Source organism: Lacisediminihabitans sp. H27-G8 (genome assembly GCF_046156175.1).
In the GTDB taxonomy this organism is placed as follows: Bacteria; Actinomycetota; Actinomycetes; order Actinomycetales; family Microbacteriaceae; genus Lacisediminihabitans.
In genome coordinates this window covers 743,341-765,770 of the sequence record NZ_JAYLVL010000001.1, presented here as the reverse complement: position 1 = coordinate 765,770, position 22,430 = coordinate 743,341, and the positions used below count along the sequence as shown (strand labels likewise).

Annotated in this window: 23 protein-coding genes; 8 read left to right on the top strand and 15 right to left on the bottom strand. The window is 67.6% G+C overall.

Going from position 1 to position 22,430, the window contains the following annotated elements:
• Positions 1–94: 94 nt before the first annotated feature.
• The 5 genes from VLI63_RS03700 to VLI63_RS03680 form a co-directional block, all read right to left on the bottom strand.
• On the bottom strand, positions 95–1,060 hold the full coding sequence (locus VLI63_RS03700) for a bacteriorhodopsin (protein ID WP_409155767.1): 966 nt from the start codon (positions 1,058–1,060) through the stop codon (positions 95–97).
• Between the two features lie 88 nt (positions 1,061–1,148).
• On the bottom strand, positions 1,149–1,463 hold the full coding sequence (locus VLI63_RS03695) for an ATP-dependent DNA ligase (protein WP_354574839.1): 315 nt from the start codon (positions 1,461–1,463) through the stop codon (positions 1,149–1,151).
• Between the two features lie 71 nt (positions 1,464–1,534).
• The gene (locus VLI63_RS03690; RefSeq protein WP_409155560.1) at positions 1,535–3,016 is read right to left on the bottom strand and encodes an MDR family MFS transporter; all 1,482 of its coding nucleotides are present in this window, start codon (positions 3,014–3,016) and stop codon (positions 1,535–1,537) included.
• Between the two features lie 195 nt (positions 3,017–3,211).
• Positions 3,212–3,439, bottom strand: a complete 228-nt coding sequence (locus VLI63_RS03685; RefSeq protein WP_409155559.1) for a three-helix bundle dimerization domain-containing protein — start codon at positions 3,437–3,439, stop codon at positions 3,212–3,214.
• A 179-nt stretch (positions 3,440–3,618) separates the two neighbouring features.
• On the bottom strand, positions 3,619–3,858 hold the full coding sequence (locus VLI63_RS03680) for a three-helix bundle dimerization domain-containing protein (RefSeq protein ID WP_409155558.1): 240 nt from the start codon (positions 3,856–3,858) through the stop codon (positions 3,619–3,621).
• A 152-nt stretch (positions 3,859–4,010) separates the two neighbouring features.
• Between VLI63_RS03680 and VLI63_RS03675 the strand changes: the two genes are divergently transcribed.
• Entirely contained in the window at positions 4,011–4,238 is a 228-nt protein-coding gene (locus VLI63_RS03675; RefSeq protein ID WP_409155557.1) for a hypothetical protein, read from the top strand.
• A gap of 25 nt (positions 4,239–4,263) precedes the next feature.
• On the opposite strand, the gene VLI63_RS03670 is transcribed toward VLI63_RS03675, so the two are convergent.
• Positions 4,264–4,476, bottom strand: a complete 213-nt coding sequence (locus VLI63_RS03670; RefSeq protein ID WP_354574844.1) for a hypothetical protein — start codon at positions 4,474–4,476, stop codon at positions 4,264–4,266.
• A complete protein-coding gene (locus VLI63_RS03665; RefSeq protein WP_409155556.1) occupies positions 4,473–5,396 on the bottom strand; it encodes a hypothetical protein in 924 nt (307 codons plus the stop codon). Before VLI63_RS03665 ends, VLI63_RS03670 begins: the two co-directional genes overlap by 4 nt.
• A gap of 258 nt (positions 5,397–5,654) precedes the next feature.
• Between VLI63_RS03665 and VLI63_RS03660 the strand changes: the two genes are divergently transcribed.
• Both VLI63_RS03660 and VLI63_RS03655 read left to right on the top strand, forming a co-directional pair.
• Positions 5,655–9,626: a Pls/PosA family non-ribosomal peptide synthetase gene (locus tag VLI63_RS03660; protein WP_409155555.1), complete on the top strand. Its 3,972-nt coding sequence runs from the start codon at positions 5,655–5,657 to the stop codon at positions 9,624–9,626.
• Entirely contained in the window at positions 9,626–10,954 is a 1,329-nt protein-coding gene (locus VLI63_RS03655) for a M1 family metallopeptidase (protein ID WP_409155554.1), read from the top strand. Before VLI63_RS03660 ends, VLI63_RS03655 begins: the two co-directional genes overlap by 1 nt.
• On the opposite strand, the gene VLI63_RS03650 is transcribed toward VLI63_RS03655, so the two are convergent.
• Entirely contained in the window at positions 10,947–11,516 is a 570-nt protein-coding gene (locus VLI63_RS03650; RefSeq protein WP_409155553.1) for a 4'-phosphopantetheinyl transferase family protein, read from the bottom strand. The two genes, VLI63_RS03655 and VLI63_RS03650, sit on opposite strands and share 8 nt — an antisense overlap.
• 102 nt (positions 11,517–11,618) lie before the next feature.
• Between VLI63_RS03650 and VLI63_RS03645 the strand changes: the two genes are divergently transcribed.
• Positions 11,619–13,085, top strand: a complete 1,467-nt coding sequence (locus VLI63_RS03645) for a sugar porter family MFS transporter (RefSeq protein ID WP_409155552.1) — start codon at positions 11,619–11,621, stop codon at positions 13,083–13,085.
• Between the two features lie 88 nt (positions 13,086–13,173).
• On the opposite strand, the gene VLI63_RS03640 is transcribed toward VLI63_RS03645, so the two are convergent.
• The gene (locus tag VLI63_RS03640; protein WP_409155551.1) at positions 13,174–14,118 is read right to left on the bottom strand and encodes an SDR family oxidoreductase; all 945 of its coding nucleotides are present in this window, start codon (positions 14,116–14,118) and stop codon (positions 13,174–13,176) included.
• 199 nt (positions 14,119–14,317) lie between these two features.
• Here VLI63_RS03640 and VLI63_RS03635 point away from each other — a divergent pair, with 199 nt between their 5' ends.
• The gene (locus VLI63_RS03635; RefSeq protein WP_185201090.1) at positions 14,318–14,809 is read left to right on the top strand and encodes a CarD family transcriptional regulator; all 492 of its coding nucleotides are present in this window, start codon (positions 14,318–14,320) and stop codon (positions 14,807–14,809) included.
• A gap of 82 nt (positions 14,810–14,891) precedes the next feature.
• On the opposite strand, the gene VLI63_RS03630 is transcribed toward VLI63_RS03635, so the two are convergent.
• Positions 14,892–15,392 (bottom strand): DUF427 domain-containing protein, encoded by a 501-nt coding sequence (locus VLI63_RS03630; protein WP_409155550.1) that lies wholly within the window; start codon positions 15,390–15,392, stop codon positions 14,892–14,894.
• An 85-nt stretch (positions 15,393–15,477) separates the two neighbouring features.
• On the opposite strand from VLI63_RS03630, the gene VLI63_RS03625 reads away from it, so the two are divergent.
• Positions 15,478–17,205 carry a long-chain-fatty-acid--CoA ligase gene (locus tag VLI63_RS03625; RefSeq protein ID WP_409155766.1) on the top strand — a complete coding sequence of 576 codons (1,728 nt, stop codon included), beginning with the start codon at positions 15,478–15,480 and terminating at the stop codon, positions 17,203–17,205.
• A gap of 59 nt (positions 17,206–17,264) precedes the next feature.
• Positions 17,265–18,851 carry a cation:proton antiporter gene (locus VLI63_RS03620; protein WP_409155549.1) on the top strand — a complete coding sequence of 529 codons (1,587 nt, stop codon included), beginning with the start codon at positions 17,265–17,267 and terminating at the stop codon, positions 18,849–18,851.
• 9 nt (positions 18,852–18,860) lie between these two features.
• Here the strand turns inward: VLI63_RS03620 and VLI63_RS03615 are convergent, their stop codons facing one another.
• From VLI63_RS03615 to VLI63_RS03605, 3 genes are read right to left on the bottom strand one after another with little or no spacing between them, the layout of a single operon-like run.
• Positions 18,861–19,178, bottom strand: coding sequence for a hypothetical protein (locus tag VLI63_RS03615; protein WP_409155548.1), 318 nt, complete (start codon positions 19,176–19,178; stop codon positions 18,861–18,863).
• Positions 19,175–19,777 carry an Asp23/Gls24 family envelope stress response protein gene (locus VLI63_RS03610; RefSeq protein WP_409155547.1) on the bottom strand — a complete coding sequence of 201 codons (603 nt, stop codon included), beginning with the start codon at positions 19,775–19,777 and terminating at the stop codon, positions 19,175–19,177. The genes VLI63_RS03615 and VLI63_RS03610 overlap by 4 nt, the downstream gene beginning before the upstream one ends.
• Positions 19,774–20,319, bottom strand: coding sequence for an RNA polymerase sigma factor (locus tag VLI63_RS03605; RefSeq protein ID WP_409155546.1), 546 nt, complete (start codon positions 20,317–20,319; stop codon positions 19,774–19,776). The genes VLI63_RS03610 and VLI63_RS03605 overlap by 4 nt, the downstream gene beginning before the upstream one ends.
• 113 nt (positions 20,320–20,432) lie before the next feature.
• Here VLI63_RS03605 and VLI63_RS03600 point away from each other — a divergent pair, with 113 nt between their 5' ends.
• Positions 20,433–20,612, top strand: a complete 180-nt coding sequence (locus tag VLI63_RS03600) for a CsbD family protein (RefSeq protein WP_409155545.1) — start codon at positions 20,433–20,435, stop codon at positions 20,610–20,612.
• Positions 20,613–20,728: 116 nt separating this feature from the next.
• On the opposite strand, the gene VLI63_RS03595 is transcribed toward VLI63_RS03600, so the two are convergent.
• Entirely contained in the window at positions 20,729–21,454 is a 726-nt protein-coding gene (locus tag VLI63_RS03595; RefSeq protein ID WP_409155544.1) for an alpha/beta hydrolase, read from the bottom strand.
• 50 nt (positions 21,455–21,504) lie between these two features.
• Positions 21,505–22,407, bottom strand: coding sequence for a helix-turn-helix transcriptional regulator (locus tag VLI63_RS03590; RefSeq protein WP_409155543.1), 903 nt, complete (start codon positions 22,405–22,407; stop codon positions 21,505–21,507).
• Between the last annotated feature and the right edge of the window lie 23 nt (positions 22,408–22,430).

Genomic DNA, 22,430 nt, shown 5'->3' with positions numbered 1-22,430 from the left:
GGGTGGACGCCGCCCATAACCCTAACGAGCGCACCTGTGAACTCAAATTTGACTTATCGAGCCCGATGAGCGGTAGGCGGACGGTGCCGCCGGTTCAGTCGTCGAGTTCGGGCAGTTCCGGATCCGGTGCCGCGGCAACGGCGGCGTTCAACGGGGGCCGGCTTCGGCGAGGGTGGATGATCGCCCCCTCGGAGAGGTAGACCTCGCGAGCCGCGCCCGCATCCGACTGCTTGATCGAGGAGATCCAGATGGATTCGGGGTGCACGTCATCGCCCGCTCGCACGTCTTCGGCGGTCCGCAGCTTCGCGATTCGATGAACCAGGCCGCCGAATCCGATCTTCACCACGACGTCGGTGGCACACAGCGCGACCTGCATGGTCGTCGTCCAGCCACCGCCGAAGGCGAAGACGTGGATGACGAAGACCAGCGGATAGATCGCCCACCCGCCGAGCAGCAGCCCGGTGGCCTGGCGCAGCAGCTGCGCCGCCTCCGGGGTGAGTATCACCGCGGAGGCTCGTACGGACCGAATGAGAACAATCGTGGTGAAGATCCAGAACACGCCGCTGATCGCACCCCACAGCAGGAGCTGGGCGGTGTCCTCACCGCCTCCGAAGATGAATGTCCCGAGGAATCCGGTGAAGATCATGAGGAACGCACCGCCCCCCGCCAGCCATTGCGTGCGCCGGGCCGCGGCGCCCACCAGGGTGCAGACGGCGAGCAGTTCGACGGTGAGGAGGGGCACCGTGATCGACCAGTCCATGAAACGCGGCGCGAAGGCCAGGATCGCCTCGGCATTGGGACGATAGCCGTTGCCCGTGGCGTCATACCCGCGCAGGAACTCCACGACGATGAGCACATAACTGAGGCTCGCGACGATAGTGATACTCAGGCGCGCGACGACAGCGCCGCGATAGCGCGAGCCCACCTCGTTGCGTGTCGTCCAGGTGAGCAGGAATCCCGCGAACAGGGCGAGGCCCGCGATCACCAGGAAATACAACGACAGCAGGTACTCCGGCTGGGTGAGTGTCGCGTTCCAGGGAGCGGTGCTTGCAGGAATCATCACTCTCCAGTGTGCGCCCTGGTCGCGGCGCTACGGGAGGGCCTTGCGATCCGTCGGGAAAAGTGAGAAGAGAGTGGAACTGGCGATGTCATGAGCTCATCCCGCTCGGAGGTTCCGGGGTGAAGAACAGGCCGCTCGCGCTGTTGGCCGAGAGCATGAGCACCTCGATCCACTCGCGGTTGATGCTCGGGATGCGGCTGCCGGAGTAACGGTAGAACAGGGTGCTGCTCGGATCCAGCCAGATGGTGCTGCGACCGCTGCCGAGCTCTGGAGCATTCACCCAGGTGAAGATGAAGCTCTCGTTGCGCCGGAGCTTGTTGGTGATCACGATCTGAAGATGCATGAGCGCTCGATCGTCGAACGCCACCTCGATGGTGGAATTCCCATACACCAAACTGCCCATGCTGTGTGTGTTCTCCTCGAGCTTCTGTGAGTACTGTATCCGAGGAACTGGGCGCTCCCGTGCGGCGGCGATCAGTGCGAGGCGAGCTGCGCCGGTGCCTGCGGGCTTTCGTCTGTGCGCTGCTTGCGCACGAAGAAGGCGGCGGGAATCGCGAAGAGCGAGATTATCGCACCATAGGTGAAGGCGACGTGGATGCCGGCCGCCGTCGCCGACTCGGGGGAGGCTCCGGATGCCATCAGCGTGGCCGCCTGCGCGGACATCACCGTGACGAAGAGAGCGGTTCCTGCCGCGCCGGCGAGCTGTTGCACGGTGCCGACGATGGCGCTGCCGTGTGAGTACAGTTCCGGCTTGAGGGATCCGAGGCTCGCAGTGAACAGGGGAGTGAAGAGCAGGGCGAGGCCGATGCTCAGTGCAACATGGGCGGCGAGCACCCACAGGAACGAGCTGTTCTCGTCGAGCATCCTCATCGCCCAGAGATCGGCACTCACGATGCTCGAACCCACGATGAGCAGCACGGTCGGGCCGACGCGGTCGTAGATGCGACCGACGATGGGCGCGAGGAGGCCCATGATGAGACCTCCCGGAAGCAAGAGCAGGCCGACGGTGATCACCGGAACGTGCAGCACCCCGACGAGATAGAACGGCAACAACACGATGGCGCCGAACATCGCCATCATGCTGATCGCGAACATCACGATCGAGAAGGTGAAGTCGCGGGTCTTGAACGTGCGAAGGTCTAGTAGGGCACGATCGCGGCGCTGCAGGCGCACTTGGCGAAGGATGAAGCTGGCGAGCGCCGCGGCACCGATCGCCAACGGCAGCCAGGTCTCGAGGGGGGTGGTCGCGGTGCCGAGGTTGCTGAGGCCGAAGACCAGGCCACCGAAACCGAGGGCGGAGAGCACGACCGAGAGCAGGTCGATGCGGGTGGCAGCCGGTTCGGTCACATTGGTGATGAGGCTCGCGCCGACGATGAGGGCGGCGATCGCGATCGGCAGCACGAGGATGAACATGAACCGCCAGTCGAGCACACTGAGGATGAGACCCGAGATCGTCGGTCCGATGGCCGGCGCGACGGAGATGACGATCGAGATGTTGCCCATCATCTGTCCGCGGGTGGCCGCCGGGACCAGGTTCATCACGGTGGTCATCAACAGCGGGAACATGATCGCGGTTCCGCTCGCCTGGACGATGCGGGCCACAAGCAGGATTTCGAAACCGGGGGCGACCGCCGCGATCAGTGTGCCGAGCGTGAAGAGCCCCATGGCCGCGATGAAGAGCGGTCGGGTGTGGAAGCGCTGCAGCAGGAAACCCGTGATCGGGATGATGACGGCCATCGTGAGCAGGAACGCCGCCGTGAGCCACTGCGCGGCGCTCGGGGTGATGCCGAGGTCCTTGGTGAGCGTGGGAAGCGCGACGCCCATGATCGTCTCATTGAGGATCATGACGAACACGGAGATCAGCAGCAGGAAGATCACCACGCGATTGCGCGCGCCGAGCGCGGCGTCTGGTTCGCCGTGAAGTGCGGTGGATTCGGTCGAGACGGTGCTGGTCATCGTGATTCCCGTCGGAAGAGGCTGGTCGTTGGTGGGGCCGGCGGCGCAGAGGTGAGCGCGTGGGCCGCGGTGCCCGGAGGTGCAGGGGGGATGCTGGATGATGCGAGGCCCGGTTGAGCGAGCCGAGCGACCTCTAAGAGAGCATTCTCACAGTCTGCAGTATTCCCCCGACAGGAAGAAAGGTCTGGGAACGGATCAGCGGACCAGCGCCAGGGACGGATCGCCGGCCGCGATGCGGCGGAGCTGGTCTCTCGCGGTGCGTTCGACGAGCACCGGGACGTAGTCCCGGATCGGGTTGCCGTCGAGCAACGAGCGTGTATCCGCGACCACCTGCTCGACCCGTGCGCGATCGAGGGCCGGGAACCGCTCCGCCAGCCGGTCGATGACCTTGGCGATGCCCTGGTCCTCCTGCACCTGATCCATGGGACGATTGTTGCGCCCGGAGGCCCGGGCCGTCAACCCGCAGTGTTCAGTTGACATTCGCTCGCTGTTCACCTTCGCGGTCAGTGGCAGATCAGGCTGCCCGCCTCGCGGCGCATCGTCTGCGTCCAGACGCGGGCGGCGGTGCCGACGCGACGAGCCGTCACGCACAGGAGACGGTGTCAGGCGGCCGGCGCGAGCGGACGAACATCCCGGTGCAGGGGGTGAACCTCGTGCTGCAAGCGCGATCTGGCGCCGTGTTCGACGAGGTTCGGGATGTACGTGGTGATGCGGCTACCGGATAGCGCAGCGTATTCCTCGGCGACAGTGGACGCGATGTGCTCCCGCTTGGTGGTCGGAAAACGGAGCGCAAGGCGGTCGACGATTCTTCCGACAGCGGCTTCCGTTGACAGTGGGGGCATATCGCAAGTGTGCGCCCTGCAGCGGGGACCGTCAATGCGCGCGGTCGGCGGACCCGGGCGATGTCTTAACCCGCCGGTCGGTCGGCGTTAACGCACGTCGCCTAGCGTGGCGTGATCGAAGGTGCGCTCTACCGTCGGAAGGAGCCCAGGACATGAATTACGCGGAGGCATTCGACCTTGTCGAGGCGGGCCAGGGACGCTGGGATGTGCAACATCACGGCACTCTCCTGATCGCGGGGCAGGTCTGGCGAACGAGCGACGGTTTCGAGCTGATGGACTGGCTCGACCGGCCCATCGGTCACTTCGACTCCGTCGAGGACGCGTTGAGATTCCTGTTAAAGTCCACCCTCGGTCATTCCCTCCGCCGGGAGGCATCCTGAGCCCGGATGCTCTCGCGGGCGTGGGTCAGACGAAGTCGTAGAGCCCGTCGAGCGCCCGCTCGAGGGTGGGGAAGCTGCCGATCCGCTGCGACTGGTCGTCGGTCAGCACATAGCCGGCGGGGGTGCGCGTGACGGTGCCGGCCAGCTCACCCGTGACCTGGTGCCGGATCGTCCACCGACACAGTCCGCCCGACTCCACGAGAAACCACTCGGCGTGACTCACCGTCGCCACACTCATCGGATCGATTCGCGGTGCAGGGAGCGCGTGCGGATGCTGCTGCCGGTGCCCTCGAGGATGTGCGTGAGCGTCGTGCGCGCGCTCGTCGGTAGGGTGATCACCTCGAGCGGCTCCTGCGCGCCGGCGAGTACCAGCTCGACGGGCAAGCCGGAGTCGAAGATGCGCACGCCGGCGATGGCGGCCACCGCTTCCCGGACCGCTGCAGTCTCCCGGCGGTGGGGCAGATAGATGAGCGGGGCGTCCGCAGCCTCCGACCGCACCCAGCGCAGGTAGCGGTCGACGGGCATCCGGCCGTCCGTCGGCAGGGCACTGCCGAGCAGCACGCGATTGCCGGGCACGGCGATCGGCCGTGCGGTGCGACGCACCCAGTCGAAACGGTGCGAGGTGACGGGGATGCGCTGATCGCTCAGCAGCACGGTGCGCACCGCGCCGAACTCGAAGGCGGTGGCGATCTCGAGGCGGTCGCGCGCGGCGAGGGCGAGCATCCGGTCTCTGGCCAGGATCCCGAGAGTGGTGAGGGCGGCCGAATCGCGCTGGTGCGGGCGCCCGAAACTGGTGCGGCCGACGAGAGCGTCGACGATGGCGGTGGCCTGCGATCCGTCGTCGAGAAGGGTGAGGGATTGCGGCGGGCGCACAGCGGCGGCGAGTCGGAACTGGCCGGAGAAGGCGTCACCCACTGCCCAGGAGCGGTGGCGGGACAGCAACTGCCACGGGATGCCGAAGTAAGGCACGCACTCTGCGAAGCGGGCACCCCGGGAGAGGAGTTCTGCGGCCGTCGCCGGCATCTGTGGGCTCGTGATGCGCAGGGCAACGACGATCCGGTGCGGTTGGGTCTCGGCCCACTCCGCCGCGGCGACCAACTGGAGCGGAGACTCGACCCAGGCGATGGCGGGAGATTGCGCGGTATCAGCCGAGCGCATCGAGGCCCCTCGTCATGCTGAGGCCGAACATGAGCGTGATTGCGATCATGAACCCAGCCTTGCCGCCGCGGGTGGCTCGCAGCTTAACGGCGGTCGACGATCAGCCAAAAATCGATCGTGACCGCGGTTGAGCCGCCTCTCCGGGCGAGCCCGTCGCCGTCGTGATGTTCACCCATTGGTCACCACGACGCAATACGGTCTGCGACGATGGGGCCACGTCGGCTGACCCCGCCGATCGCCCAGAACCATGGAGGACGAGTGACCCCCGATCCGGTCGACCAGCAGGAACGTCCCGAACCCGGTTCGCTCCAGTCCCCGCTGCTCGGGGGAGATCGGCGGACTCCGCCGCGCACCCTGATCGACATTCTGGTGGCGACGGCGGCAGCGACACCGGACGCTCTCGCCCTTGAGGATCCCTTCGGCGCAATCAGCTACCGGCGGCTCCTTCGGCTGGTGAACGCGCAAGCGGCACAGCTGATCGCGCTAGGCGTGTCGCGGGGCGACCGCGTGGGCATCCGCATCCCTTCGGGCACGCGCGAGTTGTACGTGTCGATTCTCGCGACTCTGGCGGCGGGGGCGTCTTATGTGCCGGTGGACGCCGACGATCCGGAGGAGAGGGCACAACTCGTGTTCTCCGAAGCCGCGGTGGTGGGCGTGATCGGCGCTGGCGGTGTCTTCGCCGGCACCGGCGGAACGGCGGACCGGGTGTCGGCGAGCACGACTCCGCCCACCCCAGAGACCGGAGCGCTCACCCAGATCGACCCGCCGACACCGGATGACGACGCCTGGGTCATCTTCACCTCCGGGTCCACCGGAGTGCCAAAGGGCGTGGCGGTCACCCATCGCTCAGCGGCGGCCTTCGTGGATGCGGAGGCTCGGCTCTTCCTCGCCGCGGAACCCATCGGGGTCGGAGATCGGGTGCTCGCCGGCCTCTCCGTGGCGTTCGACGCCTCGTGCGAGGAGATGTGGCTGGCCTGGCGCAACGGAGCCTGCCTGGTGCCGGCGCCGCGATCGCTGGTGCGCTCGGGGGTCGACCTCGGCCCCTGGCTGATCGCGCACGGCATCACCATCGTCTCCACGGTCCCCACGCTCGCGGCTCTCTGGCCGGAGGAATCCCTCGAACTCGTGCGCCTGGTCATCTTCGGCGGTGAGGCCTGCCCGCCGGAGCTGGTCACCCGGATCGTCTCCCGCGGACGCGAGGTGTGGAACACCTATGGCCCGACCGAAGCGACGGTGGTCGCCTGTGCCTCAGTGCTCGACGGCTCCGGCCTCGTGCGCATCGGCCTACCCCTCGACGGCTGGGATCTCGCTGTCGTCGACTCCGCTGGCGCACGAGTCGCGGCCGGAGAAATCGGCGAACTGATCATCGGCGGGGTCGGACTCGCCCGCTACCTCGATGCGGCCAAAGACGCCGAGAAGTATGCGCCCTTCGCCGAACTCGGTTGGGATCGGGCCTACCGAAGCGGCGACCTCGTGCGCTACGACCCGGTCGGCCTGATCTTCGTGGGGCGCGCCGACGACCAGGTGAAGCTCGGGGGGCGCCGGATCGAACTCGGCGAGGTCGATGCAGCGCTCCAGGGCCTTCCCGGAGTCGCCGGTGCCGCCGCCGTCGTGCAGACGACTCCCGCGGGCAACCACGTGTTGGTGGGCTACCTCGCCCTTGCCGACGGCACGACGGAGTTCGATCGGGCCGGTGCAACGGAGCTCCTGCGTGCCGAGCTTCCGGCGGCTCTGGTTCCGTTGCTCGCCGTGGTGGAGTCCCTCCCCACTCGCACCTCCGGCAAGGTGGACCGGGCGGCGCTGCCGTGGCCGCTTCCCGCGGTCGGCGGGGATCTTGCGGACACTCTGTCGGAGACCGCGGCCTGGATCGCCGGGCAGTGGTCCGCCATCCTCGGCACGCCGGTGGAGGGCCCGGACGACGACTTCTTCGCGCAGGGTGGGGGATCCCTCACGGCCGCGCAACTGGTCTCGGCCATCCGGGTGCGGTATCCGCAGACTCGGGTGGCGGATATCTACGATCATCCGCGCATCGGCTCGCTCGCGGACGAACTCGATGCGAGGGTGCCGGCAGAGAAGCGCGCGCTGCGAACCGTCACGCCGACCCCCCGGCGCAGCCAGTTGGTCCAGACCCTGCTCGGGGTCCCTCTGCACGCACTGGTGGGAATGCGCTACCTGGTCTATCTCGCCGCGGCCAACAATCTGCTCGACGCCGTGACCGGTGCGAGTTTCGTGCCGACCCTCTCCTGGTGGTGGATCCTGGCTGGGCTGGTGCTCTTCGTCTCGCCTCTCGGCAAGATGACGATCACCGTGGTCGCGGCCCGCCTCCTGCTCGCCGGTGTGCGCCCGGGCGACTACCCGCGCGGCGGATCCGTGCACCTGCGCCTGTGGTTGGTCGAACAGGTGGCTCACCTCGTGGGCGGAGCAAGTCTCGCCGGCGCGCCCTGGATCAGCTATTACGCCCGCGCGCTCGGCGCGAAGATCGGGGAGGGCGTCGATCTTCACACGCTCCCACCCGTCACCGGCATGCTGTCGATCGGGCCGCGGGCGGCCATCGAACCCGAGGTGGATCTCTCGGGGTACTGGGTCGACGGCGACACCCTACGCCTCGGTGCCGTTCACATCGGGGCGGGAGCCGTCATCGGCACGCGAAGCACGATGCTCGGCGGTGCCAGCGTCGGGGGCGGCGCCGAGATCGAGGCGGGGGCCGCGGTCTCCAGCCGGGTTCCGGCGGGGGAGAGATGGGCGGGATCACCGGCCGAACGTGTCGGCTCCGCCCGGCACGCCTGGCCGCCGTCGCGCCCTCCGCGAGGAACGCGGTGGCTGATCGTCTACGGACTCGGCTCGCTCGCACTCTCGGCCATCCCCGCGACCGCGGTGGTTCTCGGGGCGCTCGTCGTCGGAGCGGCCATCGGCCCGGCGGTCACCCTCGGAGAGGCCTTCGGCCGCGCGACGCTCGCGGTCCCGCTCGCCGTGATCGTGGCGGGACTGTCTTACGCCGCCCTCGTCGTTGCTGTGGTGCGGCTGTTGGGGCTCGGACTGACGGAAGGGCACCATCCCGTCCGCAGCCGCGTCGGCTGGCAGGCCTGGAGCACGGAGCGATTGCTCGACAGCGCCCGGACGCTCCTGTTCCCGCTCTACGCGAGCCTCTTCACCCCGGTCTGGCTTCGGATGCTCGGCGCCACTGTCGGTGCGGGGGTCGAGGCATCCACGGTGCTGTTGATCCCGCGTCTCACCACCATCGCCCCCGGCGCATTCCTGGCTGACGACACCATGGTGGCCACCTACGCACTGGGCGGTGGCTGGATGCGCATCGGCCGGGCGAAGATCGGCCGCCGCGCCTTCCTCGGCAACAGCGGAATCACGGGCCCCGGTCGGTCCGTGCCGCGCAACGCGCTGGTAGCAGTGCTCTCCGCGACCCCGCGCAAGGCCAAACGGGGATCGTCCTGGCTGGGCAATCCGCCCTCCCGACTCCGTCGCACCGTCAGCGACATCGACGAGGCCCGCACCTTCGAGCCACCGCTGCGCCTGCGGGTCGCCCGCGCCGCGTGGGAGGTGCTGCGCATCGCTCCCGTCTTCGTCACCGGCTGGATCGCGCTCGCCGTACTCGCGGCACTCGAGGCGTTGTGGCTCGCCCTCGGTGCCGGTGCGGCGATCCTGCTCTCCGGCGTGGTGCTGTTGCTCGCCGGAGCGGTGGCCGCCGGCATCACCACAGCGGCGAAATGGGCCTTCGCCGGCCGGATCGCGGCCCTGGAGCATCCGCTCTGGTCGTCATTCGTGTGGCGCAACGAGGTCTCCGATACCTTCGTCGAGATGGTCGCTCGGCCGTGGTTCGCCGCGAACGCCGCCGGAACGCCGGCGCTCGCCGTCTGGCTGCGCACGCTGGGTGCCTCCGTCGGTCGGGGGGTCTGGTGCGAGTCCTATTGGCTACCGGAAGCCGACCTGGTCGCTCTGGGTGACGGCTCCACCGTGAATCGCGGATGCGTCGTACAGACCCACCTCTTCCACGACCGCATCATGCAACTCGACTCCGTGAACCTCGCCGAAGGATCGACTCTCGGACCGCACAGCGTGATCCTGCCCGCGGCATCCATCGACCGGAGGGCGACCGTCGGGCCGGCACCCCTGGTCATGCGCGGAGAACGGGTGCCGGAGGGCACGCTGTGGTCGGGCAACCCGATTGCGCCCTGGGCATCGCCGCTTTCTGCGCCGTGGAATACTGGAGCGCACTGATGCCCCAGACTTCGCGCCCGTCCCTCGGTTCCCCCTCCGCGGGCGACGACTACCTGCCCACGAGCGGTAACGGCGGCTACCTCGTCGATCACTACGACATCGATCTGGACTATCGCGTCGAGACGAACCGGCTGATCGCCAGCACCGTCATCTCCGCCCGAGCCACAGATGACCTCGATCGCTTCAGCCTCGACCTCGCCGGGCTGGTCGTGGAGAAGGTCACCATCGGAGCCGAACGCCCCCGCAAGGTCACGCAGACCGCGCGCAAGCTCGTGATCACCCCGCTCGAGACGATCGTGGCTGGAGAGGAATTCACCGTGACGGTGCGATACCGGGGCGCGCCGCATCCGATCCGCTCGGAGTGGGGCGAGGTCGGCTGGGAAGAGCTCGCCGACGGCGCGCTGGTGGCCAGCCAGCCCAACGGAGCATCATCGTGGTTTCCCTGCAACGACCACCCGAGCAACAAGGCGAGATTCCACATCGTGGTGTCTTGCGAGTCGGTGTACCAGGTGATCTCCAACGGCGAGCAGGTCTCCCGCACGAGTCGCGCCGGTCGCGCGCGCTGGGAGTTCGACGTTGCGGAACCGATGGCCACCTACCTCGCGACCGTGCAGATCGGACGCTATCGCGCGCTTCCGGTGGATGCCGCGGTACCGACCACCATCTCCTACCCGAGCGCCCTCAGCACGGAGGTCACCGAGGATTTCAGCCGTCTCGGCGACATGATCGCGCTGTTCTCGGAACGGTTCGGGCCGTATCCCTTCCCGGCCTATGGAGTGATCGTGACAGCGGATGAACTGGAGATCCCGCTCGAAGCCCACGGTCTCGCCATCTTCGGCCGCAATCACATCGATGGCACCCATGGCTGCGACCGGCTCATCGCCCACGAACTCGCCCACCAGTGGTTCGGCAACTCCCTCACCGTGAACCGCTGGAAGGACATCTGGCTGCACGAGGGATTCGCCTGCTATGCCGAATGGCTCTGGTCGGAAGCCAGCGGTGGTCCCACCGCAAACGAGTGCGCCCGCTCTCACTGGGCGCTGGTGAACGACCAGCCCAAGGACATCGTCGTCGGAGATCCGGGCACGAAGCTCCTGTTCGATGATCGGGTCTACAAGCGCGGTGCACTCGCCCTCCACGTGGTGCGCCGAGCGATCGGCGACGAGGCCTTCTTCGAGGCCTTGCGCGACCTGGGATCCCGCCTGCGCTTCGGGCACATCACGCCTCCCGACGTCATCGACACCTTCGCGAAATTCGGCAGCTCGACGGCGATCGAGGGCATCGTCAGCCGCTGGGTCTACTCGAAGGCTCTTCCTCGTCTCACCTGAAGTTCGCGACCGCGCCGACGAGCCCGTCCGGCCCGTCGAAACCGTCGATGACCACGGTGTCGAGCGGCACCGGGCAGTCGTCCCAGCGCAGAAGGGCCAGCGGCTCGATGCCCAGCCGGAGCTCGCGTGGTTCGCAGCGGAGCCCGCGGCCGTCGGCCTTCAGGATCGCCTCCTTCGCCGTCCAGAGTCGGGTGGCCGTGCGGGCGAAGTCCCTCGACTCGCGGATGAGAGCGAGTTCGTCCGATCCGAAGGCGTCGAGCGGCGCGTGGGCCAGCGCCAGGGGATCCTCGAGGTCGATGCCCACCGGCCCCGCGGTGCTGACCGCCACCGCGACGACTCCGCCAGCGCGGGTGAGACTCGCCCACACGGCATCCCCGTCCCCGACGAGTGGCTGCCCGTGATCACCCCCGCAGTCGACGCACCGCTGCTGCACACGCGGGATCGAGGCATCCGGCGGAAGAGTCTCCGCCAGCGCCGCGCCGAGGAATCCGCGGTCTCGCAGTCGGTCACCGGTGGACCGGTGGATGCTCACCCACACCCCTGCCATCACCGCCTGCCGCACCGCTTCACTGTAGCGCCGGGCATCTCGTTCACACCCTGAACTAGTGATGAAAGCCGAGCGTAGGGTGACAGGCGTTCCCCGTTTCCTGTTCGAAAGCCAGTGATGTCAGACACCTCCAGCCCCCGCACCAACCTCAAGGTCATCGCCCTCGCGATCGCCGGCGCGGTCGGTGGCTTCCTCTTCGGTTTCGATTCCTCCGTCGTCAACGGAGCGGTCGACGCCGTGCAGAAGCAGTTCTCGCTCGGCGCATCTCTCACCGGTTTCGCAGTGGCGAGCGCCCTGATCGGATGCGCGGTCGGCGCCTACCTCGCCGGTCGGCTCGCCGACCGCTTCGGACGCATCCCGGCGATGATCGTCGGGGCGATCCTGTTCCTCGCCAGCGCGCTGGGCTGTGGGCTGTCGATCGGAGTCTGGGACCTCGTGGTCTGGCGCCTCGTCGGCGGGCTCGGCATCGGCATCGCATCGGTGATCGCACCGGCCTACATCGCAGAGATCTCGCCCCGCCAATTGCGCGGTCGGCTCGGGTCCCTTCAACAGCTCGCCATCACCGTCGGAATCTTCGCTGCGCTGCTCTCCGACACGCTGTTCGCCAACGCGGCCGGGGCGGCCGACGCCACGTTCTGGCTCGGACTGGAGGCCTGGCGGTGGATGTTCCTCGCCGGCGTCGTGCCGGCCGTCGTCTACGGCGCGATCGCCTTCTTCCTTCCCGAGTCGCCGAGATTCCTCGTGCTCAAGAAGCGCGACGACGACGTGCGCGCGATCTTCGCCCGGATCTGGCCCGACGACGATGTGGAGCGGGCCATCCGCGACATGAGGGATGCGATCCACACCGATGAGGAGGGTTCGAAGAAAGGGGCTCTCAGAGGGGATCGCTTCGGACTCAAACCGATCGTCTGGATCGGTATCATCCTGTCGATCTTCCAGCAATTCGTGGGCATCAACGTGATCTTCTACTACTCGACCACGCTGTGGAAGTCGGTCGGATTCCAGGAGAAGGACTCCTTCACGATCTCGGTGATCACGGCTGTCACCAACATCGCGGTGACCTTCGTCGCGATCGCCCTCGTCGATCGGGTGGGTCGCCGTCCCATCCTGCTGTTCGGATCCGCCGGCATGACCGTGTCGCTCGCCACCATGGCGCTGGCCTTCAGCCAGGCCGACATCGTGAAGGGTGCGCCCTCGCTCCCGGGCGCCTGGGGGCCGATCGCGCTCGTCGTCGCCAACGTCTTCGTGGTGAGCTTCGGCGCATCCTGGGGTCCCGTGGTGTGGGTGCTGCTCGGCGAGATCTTCCCCACCCGTATCCGGGCTCGGGCGCTCGGGGTCGCCGCGGCGGCGCAGTGGATCGCCAACTTCCTCGTGACGGTGTCGTTCCCGCCGCTCGCGGCGGTCTCCCTCGTGCTCACCTACGGGCTCTATGCCGCGATGGCGCTGCTGTCGTTCCTGTTCGTCTTCCGCTTCATCCCCGAGACGAATGGAATGTCGCTCGAGGAGGCGAACACGCTGCTGCCGGAAAAGGGCAGTGCGAAAGCCGGCGGGGCGGCGGCGCAGAGCGATCCCGCGCGCGGTTGACCCGTTTTCCCGCCGTCTTCGCGCGCGAACCGTCACATCTGGCCCCTTGTCGGCATGAACCGACACTCTGTGACGCTTCACCGCGAGATCAGCCGGGGAACGACACCCCGGTGAGCTCCTCCGACACCGTCCACAGGCGGGCGGCGTCGGCGGCCGAAAGTGCGCGCTTCGGCACGGCGGCGGGCTTCGGCGGGCCGGTGAGCTCGGCGAATCCACCCGGACCGTAGTACGCACCGCCCACCGCATCCATGCTCGTCGCGGCATACAGGGCGGGAAGGATGCCCTGCGGCGCCTGTTGCCACAGCCAGGGGATCCCCGAGGTCAGCTTCAGGTACGCGGTCATCGCACCGCCGCTCGTGCCGCCGGACTGCGGCCCCGTGACCTGGAGGTTGGTGAGGGTCGATCCGGGATGCGCGGCAAGGCTGCGGATGCCCCACCCGGCTGCATCGCTTCGACGCTGCAGTTCGCGGGCGAAGACCAGCATCGACAGCTTGGACAGGCCGTAGGAGCCCTGCGGGCTGTAGTGCTTCTCGGCCTGGAGGTCATCCCAGTCGAAGCGACCGGCGCGCGCGAGGATGCTGCTGAGAGAGACGACGCGGGCACTCCCGGCGGCGCGCAGCTGGGGCAGCAGGTGCGCGGTGAGAGCGAAGTGTCCGAGATAGTTGCTTCCGAACTGCAGCTCGAAGCCGTCTTCGGTCGTCCCGCGCTTCGGCGGCATCATCACCCCCGCGTTGTTGATCAACAGGTCGAGGGCGCGGCCCTCCGCCGTGAACATGGCGGCGAAGGTGGAGATGTTGCCGAGCGAGGACAGGTCGAGCGGCAGCATCCTCAGTCGCGCCGTCGGCACGTCCGCGCGAATGCGGGCGATCGCCTCTTCTCCCTTGGCCCAGTTGCGCACGGCGAGCACCACTTCGGCACCGGCGGCCGCCAGTCGGGAGGTGAGTGCGAAGCCGAGGCCGCTGTTCGCGCCGGTGACGATCGCAAGTCGTCCGGAGAGGTCGGGTACGTCGATGTCGGGCAGATTTCGAGTCATGATCGAAGGCTACGCCCGGCCAGATCAGCCTCCGACCGGCCGTTTGGCAATTTAATGGTGCCCACACGCGTTATCATGTATACGGTCTCGGACGTGGAACCGCTCGATGTCCCTCCAGGCAGCCACCCGCTCCCATCGCGCTCTCGTCGCGAGCGATAGGCCCCTGCGATACAGAATCAAGGATTGAAGGCATTACCGCATGATTTTCCAAGTCGGAGAGACTGTCGTCTACCCCCACCACGGCGCTGCCACGATCACCGCGGTGAAGACCCGCACGATCAAGGGCGAGCCGAAGGAGTACATCACTCTCAACGTGCACGCCACGGACCTGACCATCGAATTGCCGATCGAGAACGTCGAGCTCATCGGAGTGCGCGACGTCATCGACAGCGCCGGCGTCGAGGCCGTCTTCGACGTGCTTCGCAGTGACATGGTCGAGGAGCCGGGCAACTGGTCTCGCCGGTTCAAGGCCAACACCGAGAAGATGGGCAGCGGAAGCGTCTACCGCGTCAGCGAGGTCGTTCGTGACCTGTGGCGTCGCGACCAGGACCACGGTGTCTCGGCCGGAGAGAAGCGGATGCTGCTCAAGGCCCGCCAGATTCTGATCTCAGAGCTCGCCCTCGCCCAGAACTCCACCGACGAAGAGGCCTCCGCCGTACTCGACGAGGTGCTCGCGACCGTCTCGGTCTGACCTTCCGGTCTCGATACGGGCGCTGAGCGCCCTACTCGACCTCCGCGGGTCGAGTAGGAAGCGCGAGCGAGCGTATCGAGCCCTACCAGCCCATCGTGCCGGGTTCACCCTTGAAGGGGCCGACCACGCGCGAGGTGATCCAGCCCCCGTAGAAGTCTCCGGCCTGTGCCGTCACGGTCTCTCCGGCGACCTCGCACGAGTCCATCGCCGACGGATACACCGCCACCCGGTCAACCAGGAGCTCGTAGCCCGGGCTCGGGGTGGGGTAATACCAGCCGGCGGATTCGGCGCGCGCCGAACCGCCACGCACTGTCACATACTTCGCCGCACCCTTGAACTCGCAAAAGCTCGCCCCCGGCGCCTTCTCCAGTGACCCCGCGGGGAACGCGGAGCGAGGCAGGTAGTAGACCGGCGGATGGCTCGTCTCGAGCACTCTCACGGCATCCGTGGTGTCGACGATCGTCTCGCCGCCGAAACGGATGCGGATGCGATCGGTGGTGGCTTCGACCCGGGGCGGCCGGGTGTAGTCCCACACCGACTCCTGTCCAGGGCCGGGGGTCAGGGGAGTGACATCATTGCGCATGGGGAGATCTTGCTCCCCTTAGCTTGGAAGTCCCTCGACCATTCCTCCCGGCCGGTGGCTCCGAACTAGTACGACAGCACACACAATTCCCCATGAACACCGTTCGACCACCGAGGCGCACATGACCCCATTCTCCGATCGTCCCTGGCTTGACTCCTATGCGCTCCGCGTGCCTCGCGACATCGCGGAGCCCACCGAGACTCTGAGCCAGATGCTGTCCAGCTCTGCGCGGAAATACCGACGGAACGTCGCCCTGCAGTTCTTCGGCGCGACCATCACCTATGGCGAGCTCGGAGACCGGATCTCGCTCTTCGCGAACGGGCTTCGCGCCCGGGGAGTGGTGAAGGGGGATCGTGTCGCGCTCGTGCTGCCCAACAGCCCCCAACACGTGATCGCCTTCTACGCGGTACTGCGTCTCGGAGCCATCGTCGTGGAACACAACCCGCTGTACACCGAGCGAGAACTCCGCCACCAGTTCGAGGATCACGGCGCGAGGGTCGCGATCGCGTGGGACAAGACGGTGCCGACGCTTCTGAACATGCCCGACGACCTCGGACTGGAGACCGTGGTCTCGGTCGACGTGACGCGGGAGATGCCGCTGCGAACCCAGGTCGCCCTGCGGCTCCCGGTGAAGAAGGCCCGTCTTGCGCGAGCCGCGCTGACCAGCGGACGCCGCGTGCGCGGCTCGATCGACTGGCACGACCTCGAGTCATCCCGACCGCTTCCCCGCCGATTCCCCGGCGCGGCCCTCGATGACACCGCGGTGCTGCAGTACACCAGCGGCACGACGGGAACGCCGAAGGGCGCGATCCTGTCGCACCGCAACCTGCGGGCGAACGCCATGCAGGGGGAGGCCTGGATTCCCGGACTGCGCGCCGGCCGCGAGGTCGTCTACGGGGTGCTCCCCCTTTTCCACGCCTACGGTCTCACCCTGTGCCTCAGCTTTGCGCTGAGCATCGGGGCCCGGCTCGTGCTGTTCCCCAAATTCGATGAACAGCTCGTGCTGGATGCGTTCCGCAAGACTCCCGCCACCTTCCTGCCCGCCGTGCCGCCGATCTACGAACGACTGGTCGCCGCGGCCGAGGACCGGGGCGTGGGCCTTCGCGGCATCCGGTTTGCGATCTCGGGAGCGATGAACCTGCCCACCCGCATCGTGGAGCTCTGGGAACAGGCCACCGGGGGCCTGTTGGTCGAGGGCTACGGAATGACCGAGTCATCCCCGATCGTCGTCGGCAACCCGATGGGACCCTCTCGGCGGCCCGGCACGGTGGGCGTGCCGTTCCCCAGCACGGACATCCGGGTGGTGGATCCCGACGACCCCACGATCGATCGCGGGGTGAACGAAGAGGGCGAATTGCTCGTGCGCGGACCGCAGGTCTTCAGCGGCTACTGGAACCGCCCGACCGAGACGGCCGAGACGCTGCTCGCCGGTGGATGGCTGCGCACCGGCGACATCGTCACAGTCTCCGCCGACGGTTTTGTCACCGTCGTCGACCGCATCAAGGAGCTCATCATCACGGGCGGATTCAACGTGGCGCCGACCGAGGTCGAGGAGGCCCTGATCTCGCATCCGGACATCACGGATGCCGCCGTCGTGGGCATCCGCACTCCGCAGGGCGGAGAGGATGTCGTCGCCGCCGTCGTGCTCAGCCCCGGGGCCACCCTCGATGTGCCCGCGATTCGCGAGCACCTGAAGGAGCGGATGGCGGCCTATAAGGTGCCGAGGCGCATCGAGGTCGTCGACGAGTTGCCGCGCAATATCGTGGGGAAGGTGCTGCGGCGGGTGGTGAGGGAGCAGCTGTCGGCGCCGTAGGCTCTCGTCGTTTGCCCGCGTCCTCTACCCTCGGATAGCAACACGGGAAGGGATACGGCATGGATGGCTCGGTCTTGACGATCATCTGGATCGTGTCGTTCGTGCTCGTGACCGTCGCGGTGACGGGGCTCTCGCGGCGGGTGGGCTGGTCGGCGCCCGTCACGCTCGTGGCCGTCGGCGCGGTCGCTTCCTTCCTGCCGTGGCTGCCGAGGATCGAGGTGCAGCCGGAGCTGGTGCTCTACGGGCTGTTGCCGCCGTTGCTCTTCGCCGCAGCCATCCGCACGTCCCTCGTGGACGTGCGAGCCCGGCGCGACAGCATCCTCACCCTCTCGGTCGGCCTTGTGCTGTTCACGGTCGTTGTCGTCGGCTTCTTCACCTGGTTGATCGTGCCGGCGATCAGCCTCGCGACGGGTTTTGCGTTCGCTGCGGTCGTCGCCCCGACGGATGCGGTGGCCATCACCTCCATCTCCGGCCGCCTCAGGCTGCCCCGACGGGTCGTGACCGTGCTCGAGGGTGAGAGCCTGTTCAACGACGCTGCGGCTCTTGTCGCCCTCTCCGCGGCAATGGCGGCGATCGTCGGCACCCTCAACCCCTGGGCGGTCGCGGCGGATTTCGTGCTCGCCGTCGTCGTGGGGGTGGGGTTCGGTCTGGCGGCCGGATTCGGTCTCTCCGCCATCCGTAAGACGCTGAAAGCGCCGGTGCTCGACACGAGCCTGTCGTTGGCGACACCCTTCGTGGCGTTCATCCCCACCCAACTGCTTCACGGTTCCGGGGTGCTCGCCGTGGTGATCGCCGGCCTGATCATCGGGACCCAGGCGCCGGTGGTGCAATCGGCACAGGCGCGCATCGCGGATTCCGTGAATTGGCGCACCATCCGGTTCCTCCTCGAGAATTCCGTGTTCCTGTTCATCGGCCTCAACCTCAAAGGCATCCTGCGCGGTGTGGCCGACTCCGGGTTCGGAATCGCTCAGGTCGTTCTCATCTGCGTCGGGATGCTCGTGTTCCTGATCGCGGCGCGATTCGCCTGGATTCTGGCGGTGAGCGGGTTCTACCGTGTCGGTCCGAAGCGCTTCCGCGAGCGCAGCTGGAGCGGGAAAGCCACGGTCGCCATCGGATTCTCCGGCATGCGCGGGGTGGTGACACTCGCGGCGGTCTTCCTGTTGCCCGATGCCACCCCGCAGAAATCCTTTCTTCAATTCCTCGCCTTTGCGGTGGTCGTGGGCACCCTGGTGCAGGGACTCGCGCTGCCGTGGATCATCCGCCGGCTGAAGCTTCCCCCGCCGAATGCGGACCAGGAGCTCGTGGAGGCCCAGATGCTGATGGCGGAGGCCCGCGCAGCCGGGGTCGTCAGACTCGACGCGGAGAGGATGGAGGCTGATGACGCGGCCGTGGTCGAACGCCTTCGCAACGATGCCACGCTGCTCGGCGAATCCCTCCTCAATCCGGTAGACGACGGCGTGGAGCCCGCGCAGGCGGTGTTCGGTCGCCTTCGACTGGCGATGATCGAGGCCGAGCGGGCGGCTGTACTCGCCGCCCGGCGCGAGGGGCGATACCAGGAGCCGGCCGTGCGGGCCATCCTCGCGTCGATCGATGCCGAGGAGATCGCCGTGCGGGTCATCCGCCACAACAATCGCAACGACGGCTGACGGGCTGCCTCAGCCCTCGATGCGGCTCACCCGCACCAGGATCTCCGCCTCGACGCCCGGAGCAAGCGCGGAGCGGATCGCCGTCGACACGGCGAGCGCGGTCACGGGGGCCTGCTGTCGGCCGGATGCGGCGACACTCGCCACGATCGCCAGACCCTGCTCCGCCCGGCGCACCGAGATCAACGCGAGCGGGGTGTCGGTCCCGGTCGTGAGCTCTCGTACCGAGCGCAACAGACCAGGCTCGGCGGCGTAGAGCGCGGCGACCGTGGGAACCGAACGCACGACGGCATCGAGCTGAGCGGCGAGGGAGTCGAGTTCGTCGGTCATGCTTCGTCCTCCTCGACGGGGCGTTCCAGGGTGTGGGCATCGGTCACTGTGACATCGACGCTCTCGATGGTGAGCTCGGTGTGTTTCAGAAGCTCGGAATAGACGCGCTCGCGAACGGCGTCGGCCAGGTCAATGATGGGTGCACTGAGCACGACGCTGATCGTCAGCGCAATGCGCACGGGAGCATCAGGATCGTCGAGGTCGCCGTCGAGGGTGCAGCGCCCCACGAGTACTCCCTCCACGGAGTCGCCGGCCGCTCTCACGAGCTCGTGCACCGCGCCCTCGGTGATGGTGAGACGAGTGTTCGGTTCGGAGCTGCTGAGCGGGATGTCCCGCCCCGCCCGCACTTCGCGCGAGATCGCGGTCAGCACTCCCTGCAACCAGCTCTCCTCGATCCCGGGGTTGTCCCTGGCATCCCGCACGACGAGGTCGCGGGAGAGCGCTCCGACACGTTCGAGGCTCGCGAGCATCGCCTGGCATTCGGCATTGCCGTCGATGGCGGCAATGGCTGGCTCCCGCCCGCGGTCGAGATAGTCGCTGAGATCGTCGAGCGAGAATCCGGAGCCACCGACGTCGTCGCTGGCAGAGGCTTCGGTCACCGCCACACCTCCATCTCTCTCACTACAGTCTGTCGGGCGCGCGCGAGCTTTCCGCGCACGGTGGTCACGCTGAGATCGAGCCGTTCGGCAATCTCGTCATAGGAGTAGCCGCCCACCTCCTTCAGTACCCAACACTGGCGCTGGCCTTCGGGCAGCTCGTCGAGGATGCGGGTGAGCGCCTCCATGCGGGATGTCTCGATCGCACGTTCTTCGGGCCCGGAACCGTGCTCGGCCACGAGCTCGTCATCCAGCTCGCCAGTCGGCCGCCTGCTGCGGATACGGTCGGTGGCCTTCCGGCTGACGATGCTGGTCAGCCAGGACCGCACCTTGCTCGGGTCCTGCAGCGTAGGAAGCTGCTTCCACGCAGAGATCAGGGCTTCCTGCACGGCGTCGTCCGCATCCGCCGCAGAGCCGGTGAGGCGGTGGGCGAAGGCGCGCAAATAGGGGGCGTGACGCCTCACCAGCACAGAGAAGGCGTTCGTGTCGCCATCGGCCGACCGCTCGGCGAGGATGCGGTCGGAGGCCGTGGAGAGGTCGATCACCGGCCATCCGTTCCGTCTCAAAAAAGTTTCGCCCCAGAGCGTGACGAATTGTTCACAGTACCCGTCTCAGTCGTGAAAACCAGTGCAAACCGAACCAGAAATGGAGTTCGCAAATGAGTGCAGACAACGACATCAAGAACACCGCGCAGGACCTTCTCGGCAAGGGGAAGGAAGCGCTCGGAAAGGTCACCGACAACGACAGCCTCGTCGCCGAAGGCAAGGCCGACCAGGCGAAGGCATCGGTGAAGAAGGCTGGCGAGAGCGTGAAGGACGCGCTCACCGGCGACAAGTAGCAGCACGATCGGGCGAGTCCGGTCCTTGCGGGTCGGCACGCCGGCACGGAAAGGCCGGACTCGCCCGCCCTGGCTCTGTGTTTGACCCGGTACGTGTCTCCGCGTCGCGCGCCGGACTACCCGCCGGAGAGAACCGCAGCCAGTGCCGCGGTGATCTCCGAGCGGGCCCGGGCGCTCGAGATCGTCGCGGTGCCGTCACCCGGCTGCACACCGTAGTCGCCGAAGCGCGCGTGATTGCTGCCCGGGATCTCCACGAAGACCGCGGATGCCGGCAGCAGGCTCTTGCCCGCCGCGATCTTCGCCGGAGTGCTCAACCCGTCCCGCTCCCCGCCGATACTCAGCACGCTGAGATCCGTGCGGGAGAGGTCGTTGGCGCAGTAGCTGCCGAAGAGCACGAGGCCCGCGACCGCGGGTGCCTCGCTCGAATCGGCGAGCATGCAGGCGCGAACCCCACCGAGTGAGTGGCCGCCGACGAACCAGCGCGTAACCCCGCTGGTATCCGCCGTGAAGGTGGCAAGGGGTCTCTGGTCGAAGAACGCGAGGTTGAGGGTCGGCTTGGTGATCACGACGGTAACCCCCTGCTCCACGATGCCGGAGAGCTTGTACAGGTAGGCGTAGGGATCGACTTTCGCACCGGGGATGAAGACCAGCCCGGTGCCCGTGGCTCCGCTCTTCGGAGTGAGGATCACCGAATGGTCGGTCGAGGTGATCGAGATCCCTGGGTCGCGCCACGCGGCGAGAGCCGGTCCGCGTTCGCCCTGCATCACGATGTTCGCCCAGGTGACCAGGGCGACGATCGCGAGCACGAAGACCAGCAGGATGGCGACGAGGATCTGGACCATGCGGCGGCCGACGCGAGTCCCGCCCGGCGCTCCCACTGTGGAGTTCCGGCTCACGGGAGGCGGCGCTTCGATTCGATCGGCACGGGCGCGGGCAGGATGCGCTGGGCTTCCGCCGGCGAGGTTCCGGATGCTATCGCGGCGAGTCGGCGCAGGGCCGTCTCCGACTCCGAACCAGGGCGGGCGTGCAGGATGACCAGCGATCGCGTGTCGGATCCCCCGGGCGTGCCGATGGCGAGACGTTCCGTCTCGAGTTCGAGGGCGCCGACCTGCGGGTGGGTGATCCGGGTGATCGAGTCGACGTCGGCGGGGAGCTCCGCCGCTCCCCAGAGGGCGCGGAATTCACCGCTGCGAACGGAGAGTTCACCCACGAGTTGGGTGAGGGCCGGGTCGTCGATGTCCGGACCGATGAGCGTACGCAGCCGCGCAACGGTGGCCACGAGCATCCGGTCCCACTGGGGATAGAGCTCGCGGGAGGCCGGGTCGAGGAACACCGAGCGCATGAGGTTGGTGCCGGGGGCGAAGCGGGGGGAGAGGGCGCGGGCGAGGGGGTTCGCCGAGAGCACCTCGGTGAGCCTTCCCTCGATCCAGGCGACCTGGTGGGGCCAGGTGTCGATGACTCCGGCGAGTCCCTCCGGCGCCTCGTCCGGGGCGATCGGGAGCGCATCGTGCTCCACCGGTGCGGGCCGAGCGAGGTCGCGCAGGCTGGCGGCCGCGTCGTCGTCGAGCTTGAGCGCCCTGGTCAGGGCGTCGAGCACGTCGTCAGTCGGGTTCTGTTCGACACCCTGTTCCAGGCGGAGGTAGTCCTCGGGAGACAGCCCGGATACGAGGGCCGCTTCTTCCCGCCGCAGGCCCTGGATTCGACGTCGGCCGGTGGCCGGCAACCCCACGTCTTCGGGGGTGAGGAGTTCGCGCCGGGCGCGCAAGAATTCGCCGAACTGGTTGCCTGGTTGCATGTGTCCACCCTACGCAGAAAGGG